This window comes from Luteolibacter sp. AS25 (assembly GCF_046736275.1).
Classification (GTDB): domain Bacteria; phylum Verrucomicrobiota; class Verrucomicrobiia; order Verrucomicrobiales; family Akkermansiaceae; genus Luteolibacter.
Map to the genome: position 1 here is coordinate 1,739,737 of NZ_CP151837.1, position 13,454 is coordinate 1,753,190.

General features: G+C 56.5%; 12 protein-coding genes. 7 read left to right on the top strand and 5 right to left on the bottom strand.

The window, feature by feature from the left end; translation table 11 throughout:
• Positions 1-396 precede the first annotated feature (396 nt).
• From AAGA79_RS07920 to AAGA79_RS07935, 4 genes are all read right to left on the bottom strand, one after another.
• Positions 397-540, bottom strand: coding sequence for a hypothetical protein (locus AAGA79_RS07920; protein ID WP_411825255.1), 144 nt, complete (start codon positions 538-540; stop codon positions 397-399).
• A 66-nt stretch (positions 541-606) separates the two neighbouring features.
• Positions 607-1,251: a transposase gene (locus AAGA79_RS07925; RefSeq protein WP_411825256.1), complete on the bottom strand. Its 645-nt coding sequence runs from the start codon at positions 1,249-1,251 to the stop codon at positions 607-609.
• A 435-nt stretch (positions 1,252-1,686) separates the two neighbouring features.
• Positions 1,687-2,499 (bottom strand): PEP-CTERM sorting domain-containing protein, encoded by an 813-nt coding sequence (locus tag AAGA79_RS07930; RefSeq protein ID WP_411825257.1) that lies wholly within the window; start codon positions 2,497-2,499, stop codon positions 1,687-1,689.
• Positions 2,500-2,709: 210 nt separating this feature from the next.
• Positions 2,710-3,093, bottom strand: a complete 384-nt coding sequence (locus AAGA79_RS07935; RefSeq protein WP_411825258.1) for a hypothetical protein — start codon at positions 3,091-3,093, stop codon at positions 2,710-2,712.
• Between the two features lie 65 nt (positions 3,094-3,158).
• Here AAGA79_RS07935 and AAGA79_RS07940 point away from each other — a divergent pair, with 65 nt between their 5' ends.
• Positions 3,159-4,238 carry a M20/M25/M40 family metallo-hydrolase gene (locus AAGA79_RS07940; RefSeq protein WP_411825259.1) on the top strand — a complete coding sequence of 360 codons (1,080 nt, stop codon included), beginning with the start codon at positions 3,159-3,161 and terminating at the stop codon, positions 4,236-4,238.
• Positions 4,239-4,260: 22 nt separating this feature from the next.
• Here AAGA79_RS07940 and AAGA79_RS07945 read toward each other — a convergent pair whose 3' ends face one another.
• A complete protein-coding gene (locus AAGA79_RS07945) occupies positions 4,261-4,614 on the bottom strand; it encodes a hypothetical protein (RefSeq protein ID WP_411825260.1) in 354 nt (117 codons plus the stop codon).
• Between the two features lie 88 nt (positions 4,615-4,702).
• Here AAGA79_RS07945 and AAGA79_RS07950 point away from each other — a divergent pair, with 88 nt between their 5' ends.
• The 6 genes from AAGA79_RS07950 (at position 4,703) to AAGA79_RS07975 (ending at position 12,967) form a co-directional block, all read left to right on the top strand.
• Positions 4,703-5,686 carry an AAA family ATPase gene (locus AAGA79_RS07950; protein WP_411825261.1) on the top strand — a complete coding sequence of 328 codons (984 nt, stop codon included), beginning with the start codon at positions 4,703-4,705 and terminating at the stop codon, positions 5,684-5,686.
• Between the two features lie 176 nt (positions 5,687-5,862).
• Positions 5,863-6,750, top strand: a complete 888-nt coding sequence (locus AAGA79_RS07955) for a DUF58 domain-containing protein (protein ID WP_411825262.1) — start codon at positions 5,863-5,865, stop codon at positions 6,748-6,750.
• 59 nt (positions 6,751-6,809) lie between these two features.
• Positions 6,810-7,751 (top strand): BatD family protein, encoded by a 942-nt coding sequence (locus AAGA79_RS07960; protein WP_411825263.1) that lies wholly within the window; start codon positions 6,810-6,812, stop codon positions 7,749-7,751.
• On the top strand, positions 7,748-8,779 hold the full coding sequence (locus tag AAGA79_RS07965) for a vWA domain-containing protein (protein WP_411825264.1): 1,032 nt from the start codon (positions 7,748-7,750) through the stop codon (positions 8,777-8,779). Before AAGA79_RS07960 ends, AAGA79_RS07965 begins: the two co-directional genes overlap by 4 nt.
• A gap of 156 nt (positions 8,780-8,935) precedes the next feature.
• Positions 8,936-11,020: a VWA domain-containing protein gene (locus tag AAGA79_RS07970; RefSeq protein WP_411825265.1), complete on the top strand. Its 2,085-nt coding sequence runs from the start codon at positions 8,936-8,938 to the stop codon at positions 11,018-11,020.
• A 45-nt stretch (positions 11,021-11,065) separates the two neighbouring features.
• Entirely contained in the window at positions 11,066-12,967 is a 1,902-nt protein-coding gene (locus AAGA79_RS07975) for a BatD family protein (protein WP_411825266.1), read from the top strand.
• Positions 12,968-13,454: the final 487 nt, after the last annotated feature.

Consider the following 13,454-nt stretch of genomic DNA (forward strand, 5'->3'; position numbering starts at 1 on the left):
GAGACTGCAAGACACTTTCTGATACTGGATGACTAACTGGGAACCAAATCGGATTTCATCAGGTTTTCACATAAATAAGATACTCGGGTTTACTCGTAATAATACGACTAGAATGCTCGTGTTATTTCTATTTCAATGAGTAGCTTTTACTAATTTTGGTTATTTATTATTTATCGCATCCGCGATCTTCTTTTTGATACAAAAAAGGAACATACCCCACCCCTTTTGTTCCACTAGCTATTTCCCGATTCTTATCCGGCGCCGGAACGACGCCGCTCCTTGTTTCAAAACCACCGCCACGGAACCACCGCCCAAGGAGCGGCTGCATTCTGCTGCCGGATAAGCCATAGCACAGCGAGGGCTTTGGGAATATCCTGTCCTGCGATTTCCCGATCCTTATCCGGCGCCGGAACGACGCCGCTCCTTGCCCTCAACCACTGCCACGGAACCACCGCCCAAGGAGCGGCTGCATTCTGCTGCCGGATAAGCCAGAGCCACGAAGACTCCGGGAATATCCTGTTCTGCTATTTCCCAATCCATATCCGGCGCCGGAACGACGCCGCTCCTTGTTTCAAAGCCACCGCTCCTTGGCTTCGATTGACTGCTTCAATCGAGACCAGCGTTGCCCAACATTCGCTTCACCCAATCGGCCTCATAGAGCGCGTAGTCCGTTCCCTTCAATTTTCCTTTGGTAGGGTTTCTCCGGATATACTTTGCCACCCGGAACATGTGCTGCCAGTCGCGGATGATTCTATCGAAGTAGTCTTTCTGCCACAGCGATCCTGTCTGACCAATGAGCTGGTTGATCGACTTTGCAGAATTCCCCTTCCAGGCACCCACTACCGTTTCAAGTTGCCTATCTTCCGCGATGGTAAAGAGGGCATGCACATGATTTGGCATCGCCACCCAGGAGTGCATCAGAAATCGCTCTTCGGCGAATTGGTCGAAACAATGGGAAAGAACCTCCCTGCACTTCTTTTTTCTTAAGACGCACTCGCCGTGACCTTTGTCCATGACGGTATCGATGCGGGTGGAGAAGCGTTTATGAAATTCGGTTTCGGTCTCGATGGACCATGGTTGTGGATTCCGGGCCCGCCACTCCTCACGCTCGATCTTCCACTCGTCCAGAAGCTTGCGTGGGATGGAATCCTTCAGCCGCCAGGTCACGAAGTAAGTAGCTCCTTCCTGCTGCCAATGTGGAAGCCGATTCTTCGTGGCATCGGTTTGCGCGAGATCGTTGAAGAATCGCATGGATGGTTTCTATTGAGAATCCATCTATCGGACAAGCCACAAGGCGTAGCGAGCAAGGAGCGGATGTGTTCTGTTGCGGGATAAGCCCAAGAAACGAAGGCTTTGGGAATATCGTGCCCGGCTATTTCCGGATTCTTATCCGGCGCCGGAACGACGCCGCTCCTTGTTTCCAAAACCACCGCAGACGGAGCCACCGCCCAAGGAGCGGCTGCATTCTGCTGCCGGATAAGCCACAGCAGTGAAGCTTTCGGGAATATCCTCCCCTGCTATTTCCCAGTGCTTATCCGGCGCCGGAACGACGCCGCTCCTTGTTTCAAAGCCACTGCCCACGGAGCCACCGCCCAAGGAGCGGCTGCATCCTGCTGCCGGATAAGCCCCAGCAGCGAAGGCTAAAGTCTTTCACAGGCCGCCGATTACCCGGCGTTTTCGCCCGAACTAGGCTCTAGTGCCACGGTGAACCAACAGAGCGATCGAACCAAGTCCGATGAGCAATGCGGAAGTAGGCTCTGGAATTGTCTCGCCTGCGAAGGTGGTGAAATCACCGCCGTCGATAAATGCATTACGCTGGGTATTCGAGTTTCCTCCAACAATCGTGTAGGTGAAGTCAGCTTGGGCAATATTTTCGAAACCAAACACAATCATCGCCGACTCCTGCGCGGCAGTCAGGGTAACGGTTGAAGAGGAAGGGTTGGGAATATCGTTAATGGTCCCGTTGGCCGTTGCAGTGACCGAGTTTCCACTCGTGGTCACATCAAGCAGACTGTCTTTCAGATAAAGATAACTGGAATGATCGTAGGAAGTGATTTGATCGAGACCTTCGGAAGCAATTCCATCAATGTCATAAAAGGACAACGAGTAACCGTATTCCCCTCCCAGGAATGAGGAATCGATCAGATTTCCCGTTGCTTCATCGAAGAGAGACAAGGTGAAGCTGACTGAATTATCTCTCCTCTGGTTGATTTGTACGTCATTGGTACCCGCTGTACCGTTAAGCCCTTCATTTCTCGGGCTGTAGGCACTTGTGGCAGCTAGGGTTGCGCCAACGGATTTGGTCCCGTCTGAGAAGACGCTGGTGAAAACAAGGCCCTCTTTGCCGTCATACCAGGATCCCACTGACGAATTGGTTCCATCGAAATCCGAAGATGAGACAAAGTTAGCAAATGAGATTTCAAAACTAGTCTGGCCTTGGGCTGCGGTGAGGTTGAGCAGCGTAAAACACGCGGCACTGTATATGGAAAGCCTTTTCATAAGGGGGGAGTATGCATCCGAAGGACGGGAAATCCGTTACGGGCAACTGCGGGACCATTGTCGGAAGCCCCCTTCTTTGTCAAACCAAAAGCTTTAGTTATCTGGACTACTAATCCACAAGCCAAGCTCAAGGAGCGGCTGCATTTTGCTGCCGGATAAGCCACGGCAGCGAAGGCTTCGGGAATATCCTGTCCTGCTATTTCCTAATCCTTATCCGGCGCCGGAACGACGCCGCTCCTTGTTTTCAAAGCCATCGTCCACGGAGCCACCGCCCAAGGAGCGGCTGCATTCTGCTGCCGGATAAGCCATAGCAGCGGAGGCTTCGGGAATATCTTGTCCTGCTATTTCCTGATTCTTATCCGGCGCCGGAACGACGCCGCTCCTTGTTTTCAAAGCCACCGCAACGGAACCACCGCCCAAGGAGCGGCTGCATTCTGCTGCCGGATAATCCACAGCAGCGAGGGCTTCGAGAATATCCGGACCTGCTATTTCCAGATTCTTATCCGGCGCCGGAACGACGCCGCTCCTTGTTTTCAAAACCACCGCCCGCGGAACCACCGCGCAGTCTTCCACTTCGAACCCGTCACAAGACACTTCCTCGCATCTTCCACCTCAAAAGAAAATTGCCCTTTCCCCTGTTTGGGTTTCACTTCCCGCATATGAAAAAGGCAGACAAAGAATTTCTCTTCAAACTCCTCGACACCCCTTCCCCGACCGGCTTCGAGATGCCCGGGCAGAATGTATGGGCAAATTACCTCAAGAAGACCGCCGCCTCGGTGCAGTGCGATGCCTACGGCTCCACCTGGGCCACGCTCGAAGGAAAATCCGAGAAAATCGTGATGCTGGAAGCACACGCGGACGAGATCGGCTACATTATCAAGCACGTCGATGACAAAGGCTTCCTCCGGATCGACCGCGTGGGCGGCTCCGATGCAGCCACCGCCCGTGGCCGCCGCGTGCATATCCTAGGCAGCAAAGGCATCGTCTCCGGCATCATCGGCAACACCGCCATCCACCTCCGCCGTGATTCCCTCAGCAATGAAAAGGCCCCGGCAGTGCACGATCTATGGGTGGACGTGGGTGCCTCCAACGCAAAGGAAGTAGCGGAAATGGGCCTGCGCGTTGGCCACCCGATGGTCAATCAGGACGGCCCTGCGGAGCTTGCCCACAATCGACTGATCTCCCGCGCGCTCGATAACCGCCTGGGCTCCTACATCATTGCCCAGGTCATGAAACGGATCGCCGCTTCCGGGAAGAAACCGGCGGTGACTCTCGTCTGCCTGAACGCCATCCAGGAAGAAATCGGCGGACACGGTGCCATGATGGCCACCTACCGCATCAAACCGGAAATGTGCATCTGCCTGGACGTCACCCACGCCACCGATACCCCGGGGATCGATCCAGCGAAGTTCGGCCTGGTGAAACTTGGCAAGGGCCCGACCCTTACCCACGGCACCTGTAACCACCCGCTGATCGTCGATCGCCTCATCGAGCTTTCCGGGAAACAGAAAATCGCCATCCAGCACGAATCCTCCTCCCGCTTCTCCGGGACCGATACGGATAAAATCTTCACCTCCCGCGAAGGCATCCCATCCGCCCTGGTCTCCCTGCCGCTGCGCTGCATGCACTCCGTAGTGGAAACCGCCCACCTCGATGATATTGAAGCCACCATCCAGCTACTGGAAGCCTTTGTTCTGTCCGTAAAAGACACCGAAAACTTCCACCAAACCCTGGACTAACGGCACGGGGAGCGATTGCGGTTTACGGTCGGATAGGCACTGCAGCGAGGGCTTTGGAAATATCCTGTCCTGCTATTCCCGGATTCTTATCCGGCGCCGGAACGACGCCGCTCCTTGTTTTCAAAGCCACCGCCACGAAGCCACCGCCCAAGGAGCGGCTGCATCCTGCTGCCGGATAAACCACAGCAGCGAGGGCTTCGGGAATATCCTGTCCTGCTATTTCCGGATTCTTATCCGGCGCCGGAACGACGCCGCTCCTTGTTTCAAAGCCACCGCTCACGAAGCCTCCGCCCATGGAGCGGCTGCATTCTGCTGCCGGATAAGCCACAGCAGCGAGGGCATTGGGAATATCCTGTCCTCCTATTTCCGGATTCATATCCGGCGCCGGGACGACGCCGCTCCTTGGTCTCCCGAAAAATAATTTCTCACTGACAGATCCCTGCACACACATCAGTTTACTACCCGTGTCCGATACCATCCATTTCTCACAGGAAAACCTAAAACTACAGCAAGTCCGTGAAGAGATTTCCCAAGTCGTTGTGGGCATGGGAGACCTAGTAGATCGCCTTTTGGTCAGCCTTTTGTGCAATGGCCACATCCTCATCGAAGGCGTGCCCGGCCTGGCGAAAACACTGACGATCTCCACACTCGCCAAGACACTGGGCGTGGCCTTTTCCCGCATCCAGTTCACCCCGGATCTTCTGCCCGGCGATCTCATAGGCACGCTGATCTATAACCAGAAGACCGGAGAGTTTTCCCCGCACAAGGGACCGGTCTTCGCGAACATTATCCTCGCGGATGAAATCAACCGCTCCCCGGCCAAGGTGCAGAGTGCGCTGCTTGAGGCCATGCAGGAGAAACAAGTCACGATCGGCACGGAAAGCTATAAACTGGACGAGCCATTCCTGGTGCTCGCCACGCAGAATCCGATCGAGCAGGAAGGAACCTACACACTGCCGGAAGCGCAGCTGGATCGCTTCATGCTCAAGGTGATGATCAAATATCCGACCATCGAGGAGGAGCACGAGGTGATGCGCCGCATGTCGGTGAACAAGCCGAAGACCGAAGTGCGCTCCGTGCTCAGCGGCGAGGAAATCCTCACCATGCGCGAATCACTTGATACGATTCACACCAGCCTGGAGATCGAGAAATACGTGCTACGTCTCGTTGATGCCACACGGAACCCGGCCCGCCACAACCTTGCAGAGCTGGAGTCGTTTATCTCCCACGGAGTATCGCCCCGTGCCAGTATTTTCCTCATGAAAGGCGCACGCGCCCACGCCCTGCTGCAGGGTCGCGATTACGTCACCCCGGCGGATGTGAAATGGATAGCTCCGGATATTTTCCGCCACCGCCTGGCCATCACCTACAAAGCAGAAGCCCAGAACGAGACGTCCGAGACCATTCTCCAGAAGATTCTGGCCACCGTCCCTACGATAGAAGCCTAACCACCGGCCGAGGAGCGGCTGCGTTCCGCTGCCGGATTAACACCAGCAATAAAGAATCCCGCATCCATCGAAAGTCGTCTTCATACCAGGCACCTCATAACAACGATCCCGAATCCTTTTCCGGCGCCGGAACGACGCCGCTCCTTGTGCCCCTGCATTCCACCGATCACCCACTCATGATTCCACAGAAAGAACTCGAATCAAAAGTCCGACACATCCAGATCCAAAGCAGGAAAGCAGTTCTGGAACTACTCGCAGGTGAATACCGCAGCGGGTTTAAGGGAATGGGCATCGAGTTCGAGGACGTGCGGGAATACCAGCACGGTGATGATGTCCGCACGATCGATTGGAACGTCACCGCCCGCACCGGCCGGCCGCATGTCAAAACCTTCATGGAAGAGCGCGAGCTTGCGCTTTATTTCCTGGTGGATGTCTCCGCTTCGGAAAACTTCGGCTCCGGCACGGCGACCAAGCGAGATATCATTGCACAGATCTTCGCCCTCCTGGCCTTCGCCTCCGCGCACAATCACGACAAGGTGGGGCTCATCCTTTTCAGCGATGTCATCGAGCTGCACCTGAAGCCGGGGAAAGGAAAGAACCACGTGATGCGCTTGGTGGAGGCGATGCTCGGGCACGAGCCAAAATCCCCCCGCACCGATCTCTCGCAGGCACTGGATTACCTCAACCAGATTCGCTCCCGCCGCTGCGTGGTGTTCCTGTTTTCCGATTTCCTGGATGATGACTATGCGGACTCCCTGCGCCGCACCGCCCACCTCCACGATCTCATCTGCATCTCACTCACTGATCCCCGCGAGCATTACCTGCCTTCCGCGGGCATTCTGGAAATCATCGATTCGGAAACCGGAGAGCTGCGCAGTCTGGATTGCACGGATCCCCGCACACGCGCACAGATCCAGCAGACTTCACAGGCCAGTGCGGCGGCACTCAGAAATCTCTGCCACGAGATCAAGGCAGACCTTTTACCCCTTTCCACCGCGGACGATTTCCTACACGAGATCATACAGTTCTTCAAAACCCGCAACCGACAGTCCACCGGCAGCTAATACCGCGCCGGTCGGTATCACGCTACTCCGCACCACCTTTTCAGAAAGATTCCATCAGTTTGTTAGAAACCTCCATACATCACCGGGCACAGGCCGCCGCAACGCGTTTCCAGCATATTCTGGCGGCTTTCCTGATAGGTATCACCGGTATGCTGCTACTTTCCTGCACGGAGGAAAACCAGGAAGCGCCGCAGCTCCAGACGTTCACGACCACCGGATCCGGCGGGATTAGCGCGAGCATCGTCACCCCGCTCTCCACCACCATCGCCTCCAGCGAAACGCTGCGCATCCAGCTCTATCTCGAGCACCCTGCGGAGACGAAACTCCAACTCCCGGAGCAGGCCGCCACCTGGGGAGATTTCACTATTCTGGAGATCGATGACGCACAGCCAAAGCTCACGGAGGATGGCAGTATTTCCCTGATCCGCGCCTATACCCTTGAGCCGGATCTGCCGGGGAAATACACCCTGCCACCACTCACCATCACCACCGATCTCAAGACCGCCCCGGTGCCGATCGAGGTCACTTCCGTGCTGGCAGCGGAGCAGAAGGATCTGCAACCGATCGCCACCGCGACTTCCTCATCCTCTGTTTCAAAGAAAGAGCGCGAGCCGACCTGGTTCATGCCTGTGGCCGTGCTGCTGTTTCTCATCGTCATCTCCGGTATCCGCCTTTTGAAATCGGCCAAAAGCAAGCGTGCGGCCTCCGCTGGAACCGACCACGAGGCGGCTTTCCTCCGACTGGAAAACGCAACCCCGCAGGAGATCATGCGCGGGGTGGAGCCAGCATTCACCCGCCTTTACGCACAGCAGCAGGATTTGGCGATCACCGCTCCGGATTTCCCATCACTGATGGCGGCTCAGGAAACGCCACCGCCAGCTCTGGTTTCCGCAATCCATACCTACGAGAGGCTGCAATACTCCGCCACCACCCCGCCTGAAGCGGAAATCCGCGCGCTCTATGAAAGCCTCGCAAAACTCATTGGGAAAGGAGACGCATGAGCTTCGCCGCATCCGCTTATTTCCTACTCTTACTAGGCCTGCCGTTTCTGGCGATTTATCAACTGCGCCGCCGCAGGCGCCAGGCGATCCCCTACCCATCCTTCGCCATCCTCAAGGGCACCCCGCGCACCTGGCGCCAGCGGCTGCTTTTCATCCCGCCGCTTCTACTCTATCTGGCACTGGCCGCGCTAATCACCTGCCTGGCCCGCCCGCAGGTGGAATCCACCGGAAAACGCCAGGACCGCGAGGGCATCGCCATCCAGTTGCTCGTCGATGTTTCATCCAGCATGGATATGAATGTGGACACCGGGGATGGCCGGATGACGCGCATGGAAGTGGCGAAAAAGGTATTGGAGGAATTCGTGGCCGGAGACGGAGAGGAACTCAACGGCCGGCCGAACGATATGATCGGGGTGATCTCCTTTGCCCGCTACTCGGACCGCATCTGTCCGCTCACGCTCGGCCATGATGCGGTGACCTACATGATTCGGGAAATCACCATCAATACCCGCCCCAACGAGGACGGCACGGCTTACGGCGACGCCACCGCTCTGGCCGCCGCTCAGCTGAAATCCGAGGAAGACCGCGAGGGATCGCTGAAGAGCAAGGTCATCCTCCTGCTCACCGATGGTGAAAACAATTGCGGCCAGCAAATGCCACTCCAGGCCGCCGCCATGGCCAGGGAATGGGGAATCCGCATCTACACCATTTCGCTCCAGGAACAGGACCCGCCGGAGATCATCACCAATGACGATGGCGAAAAGTTCCTGAAACCGGAGCCACCCACCCAATCCGACCAGGTGCTGGAGGAAATGGCCTCCATGACCGGCGGGATCTTCCGCACCGCCCACGATCTCGATTCCCTCCAATCCGTCTACGCGGAGATCGATGAGCTGGAGAAAACGAAAATCAAGGAAGTCGATTTCAAGGAAATGGACGAAGCCTTTTCACCCTTCGCCATGGGCGCCCTAGCTCTACTCCTGTTCCGCACCCTGCTAACCTCCACCATCCTCCGCACCTCCCCATGACCCAGAAAACAAGGAGCGGCTGCATTTTTCTGCCGGATAAACCCGGGCCACGAAGACTCCGAAAATGTTCTGTCCTGCTATTTCCAATTCCTTATCCGGCGCCGGAACGACGCCGCTCCTTGTTTTTTTGCTGATCACCCGGCACTAGAATAACCCATGCCTCAATTCATCCTACAGAATCCGACGATGCTCTGGCTGCTCCCCGCAGTGAGCATCTTCGTGTTTCTACATCTATGGCGCAGCGGAAAACGGACCCGTGATCTCACCGCCTTCGGTGCGAAGTCCCACCGGAACTCACGTTACACCTACCAGCTCGCCGCGCTCGCGCTTGCCGCCGTTTTCATCATCCTCTCCCTTTCCCGTCCGGCCAATAATCCGCACCCGAAACTTCTCCAGCGCGAAGGACGTGATCTGGTTTTCCTCCTAGACGTTTCCCGTAGTATGCTTGCGGAAGATCTGGCGCCGAACCGGCTGGAATCCGCCAAGCTCGCGATCGCCGAATGCGTTCAGGATCTACAGGACCATCGTGTGGGGCTGGTGGTATTCGGCGGATCCTCCTCCATCCTCTGCCCGCTCACACTGGATAAGGAGTTTTTCCTCGAGAGCCTGGACCGCGCCGGGCCGGATAGCGTGTTTCACGGCGGCACCCGCATCGGCGATGCTCTATTGAAGACCTGCGATAAGATTTTCTCCGGAGAGGAGCAGGGCTACCGCGATATCATCCTGCTCACCGATGGTGGTGACCAATCGGAATCGCTCGATAAGGCCATCACACAGATCAACGAGAAGTCCGTGAAACTCATCGTGCTGGGGCTGGGTGATGAGAAATCAGGCAGCCGCATCCCTTCCCCGAACGAGAAATCCGATTACCTCATCTACAAGGATCAGGAAGTTTACTCGAAGCTGGAAACCGGCCAACTCGCCACCCTCGTGAAAGCCGCCGATCAGGGAGCATTCCTGGCCGTAGGCACCCGTCGCATGAAGCTCGGTGAAATCTACGGACGCATCAGCGAGCAAGAGCAAACCCAGCAACTGGCGGAGGAAAACATCATCGATTACGATGAGATCTACCAGATCCCCATCGCCATTGCCCTGCTCCTACTGGTCATCAAAGTGCTTATCCCGAACAGTGGTAAAACTCCGGCGACTCCGCATCGCAACGGTCTGCACGTGGCGGCGCTCGCTTTGTGTTTCTTCAGTTTCACGCAATCCATGCGCGCACAGGAACCGGAAACCCCCGCCGATTTCTTCGAGGCTGGCAATAAAGCCTATCTGGAATCGAACTTCCCCGCAGCCACGGATCATTACCAGCAGGCGCTGGCGCTCCATCCCGGCACCCCGCTGATCCGTCACCTGACCTATAATCTTGGGAACTCGCTTTTCCAGCAGTCGAAACGATCCGAAACCTCCTATGAATCCCTCGCTCTAGTAAACCAGAGTCTGGACCAATACCGGAAGGTCCTGCAGCAGGACCCGGAAGACAGCGATGCCGCGATCAACAACGAAATCGCCCGCCTTGAGCGGAAACGCCTCCGCGAGGTCATCGCCGAAGAAGAGCTCCGTCGTGAAGAACTGCGGCTGGCGCTTGAGAATATCAAGAAACAGATCGAGGAGCTGATCACCGCCCAATCGGATAACCTATCCTCCACCGAGCAGCTGCTGACCGAGCAAGACCAGACAAAGACCACCCCGCTGGTAGAGGCGGAGCAAAAGATCATCGAGGGCACCCGCGCTGCCACCGGGTTCGTGAAAGCTACTGCCAAAAAGTTCTTCGACTCCGATATACCGGAGGGGAACCCATTGGAGAAGACAGCGACCAATCTCACGACTGCGGAAGCATCCGAAACATCCGCCACGGAGACTTTCCCCACCTCACTGGAGGAGGCAAAGGGCCACGAAACCGCTGCATTAGCCGCATTGAAAGCCGCTCTCGAAGAGCTGCCGATGGATCCCGAAACCGCCGAGGAAGAAGCAGCCCAAGGCGAGGAAGAAGGTGAGGAAGCCGAACCCAGCGAGGACGGCGAGCCATCCGACGGCGATAGCGAATCCAGTGAAGACGGTGAGGGTGAGCAATCCGATGAAAATTCCGAAGCGGAAGGGAAAATCGATTTCGAGGCCATGGATATCCCGCCACCGAACGATTCCCCGGAGGATATCATCAATAAGAACCAAGCCATGCAACAGGCACGCCAATCCGATGGCGGCCAGAAAAAGGGCGAACCGGTAGAGAAAGACTGGTGACACCAGCCCGGGAACACTCCGCCTCCTAAACACAATTTCCAGACAATGAAGTCATTTTCACATCATCCAAAGGCAGCCGAGCCACTCCGGCCGCACAAGTCCCCTCGCGCCTTCCGTGCCCTCGTCCTTCGCTTTATTTCCATCCTACTGCTGTCCACCGCTCCCCTCGCCGCCATCCCGACACTCAAGACCAGCTACTCCACGAAATCCTACTTCGTAGGTGAGGAATTCCGCTATGAAGTGCTGATCAACGGGGCAAAGGAAATCACCGCGGACGAGCCTGAATCCAGCGCTGATCTGGCCGTTAAATTCTCGGGCCAGACCCAGGCGGAGCGCGATGGACTGACCACCACCGTGCTCACCTACCGCATGCTTCCACTCCAGCAGGGAAACATCCTGATGCCGGCCATCAACATCAGAGCGGACGACACCTACCTCACCACCGGCCCCCTCGATGAAGAAGAATTGGGCGAAACCATCTTCGCTGCGCAAGCGGAGGGCCACCCGGGCCTCACCCTCACCCAGACTCTCCCGGATCGGGATCTATACGTCGGCGAGCCCTTTCTGGCGGATTACCAATGGAAATCCAGCCTGCCGCTGAAAAGCTTCCGCGCGATCAATTTCGACATCCCTCTCTTTTACGAAAGCGGATTCAAGAACCTCTCTCCATCCAACTGGATCGATCCGAACGACAGCGCCGCGATCGGGCTTCCGGTCGGCGGTAATCGCCTCATCGCCCGCTATGCCCAACTCAAGGAAGCGGATCAGTTTTTCAATACCGTTTCCTTTGCTAAGATCATTATACCAACGAAGGCCGGGGAGTTCACGCTGCGTCCCGCGACACTTCTCAGCTCCTACGTCGCCCCGCCTGAGCCACAAAATCCACGCGCACGCCAAGCCTACCAATCCACCTACCCCAGCTACTTTAACAATAATTTCTTCGATCAGGCGGAGGGCGAGGACTTCGAGAAATACTACACCGCCTCCCGCAGTCATCGCCTGGTCGTGCTGCCACTGCCGGATTCAGGAAAGCCGGAAGACTTCGCCGGACAAGTAGGCAGCCGGGAGATAACCGTCACAGCCAGCCCGACCGTTTTGAAAGTTGGCGAACCAATCACGCTCACCATTACCGTCAGCGGAAACGATTTCCCGGAGGTGGTGGAACTGCCATCGCTGGAGGAGCAAACCGCCTTCACCCGGCAATTCGCCATTCCACCGCGCCAGTCGTCCGGAAGAATCGAGGGAAAGGAAAAATCCTACATCCGCACCATTCGCCCGCTGGCCCAGGATGCCACAGCCATCCCTGCCATCCGCCTGCCGTTTTTCGATCCGGAAACGAAGTCCTACGGCGTCGCCCAATCCCCGCCCATTCCGATTACCGTCAGCCCGGCGGAAATGGTCACGGCATTTGATGCGACTCTCAGCGGCACCGGCCCCCTGCGCAATCTGGTCCAGAAGAACCCCGAAGGAATCCGCGCAAACATCGTTTCACCGGATGCGCTAGAAGCCTCATCAGTCACCAGGCTCCAGCCTATCTTCTGGCTGGCCCTCATCTTGCCACCCTTGGGGTTCTTAGTTTTTGTTATTCTCAGCGCTCCCGCACGCCGTCGCCGAAAAGATCCCGCCGCCGCACGCGCCAAGGCCGCCTATAAGCATTTCAATACTTCCGTCAAAAAGGCTCGCACCCTCGCCGATCTCGATCAGGCGCTTCGCACCTATTTCTCGGAGAAACTCAACATTTCCGCCCAAGCCCACACCTTCCCGGAGATAGAGCCCATCCTCTCCGACGCTGGAGCACAGATCACTACCATTGCAAAACTCAAAGCGGTTTACCTGGCCACTGAAGCCAAAACCTATGGAACCAGCGAACCTTCCGCTACCGACATCCCTGATCTGATCGCAAGAACCCGTACTGCCGTAAGCGCCATCGATCCCAAGCTAAATTAGAACAAGATGCTCTCAAGAAGCGGCCCAAGGAGCGGCTGCATCCTCCTGCCGGATAAGCCACAGCAGCGAAGACTCCGGAAATATCCTGTCCTGCTATTTCCCTATCCTCATCCGGCGCCGGAACGACGCCGCTCCTTGTTTCCAAAACCACCGCCCAAGGAGCCACCGCCCAAGGAGCGGCTGCATTCTGCTGCCGGATAAGCCACAGCAGCAAAGACTCCGGAAATATCCTATCCTGCTATTTCCCTATCCTCATCCGGCGCCGGAACGACGCCGCTCATTGTCCGCTCCACCAACAAAAAAATAAGCCGCCAGGGAGTCCCTTCCCTGGCGGCTTGAAAGTTGTCTTACGTCACCCACACCTATGAGATCAGATTCGACAACTGCTGTTACACCCTTACATGTAAAAAACTGACAAAGTCGGCTTTCAAGGGGAATAGACTACCAACTCAAGCTTACGTTCAAACTTTCTGAAACTTTTTTTGGA

What these genes read in the sequence shown, in the direction of transcription:
- AAGA79_RS07920 (WP_411825255.1), bottom strand. Translation starts at nt 540, where the DNA reads ATGGATTGGGAAATAGCAGAACAGGATATTCCCGGAGTCTTCGTGGCT.
- AAGA79_RS07925 (WP_411825256.1), bottom strand. Translation starts at nt 1,251, where the DNA reads ATGCGATTCTTCAACGATCTCGCGCAAACCGATGCCACGAAGAATCGG.
- AAGA79_RS07930 (WP_411825257.1), bottom strand. Translation starts at nt 2,499, where the DNA reads ATGAAAAGGCTTTCCATATACAGTGCCGCGTGTTTTACGCTGCTCAAC.
- AAGA79_RS07940 (WP_411825259.1), top strand. Translation starts at nt 3,159, where the DNA reads ATGAAAAAGGCAGACAAAGAATTTCTCTTCAAACTCCTCGACACCCCT.
- AAGA79_RS07945 (WP_411825260.1), bottom strand. Translation starts at nt 4,614, where the DNA reads ATGAATCCGGAAATAGGAGGACAGGATATTCCCAATGCCCTCGCTGCT.
- AAGA79_RS07955 (WP_411825262.1), top strand. Translation starts at nt 5,863, where the DNA reads ATGATTCCACAGAAAGAACTCGAATCAAAAGTCCGACACATCCAGATC.
- AAGA79_RS07965 (WP_411825264.1), top strand. Translation starts at nt 7,748, where the DNA reads ATGAGCTTCGCCGCATCCGCTTATTTCCTACTCTTACTAGGCCTGCCG.
- AAGA79_RS07970 (WP_411825265.1), top strand. Translation starts at nt 8,936, where the DNA reads ATGCCTCAATTCATCCTACAGAATCCGACGATGCTCTGGCTGCTCCCC.
- AAGA79_RS07975 (WP_411825266.1), top strand. Translation starts at nt 11,066, where the DNA reads ATGAAGTCATTTTCACATCATCCAAAGGCAGCCGAGCCACTCCGGCCG.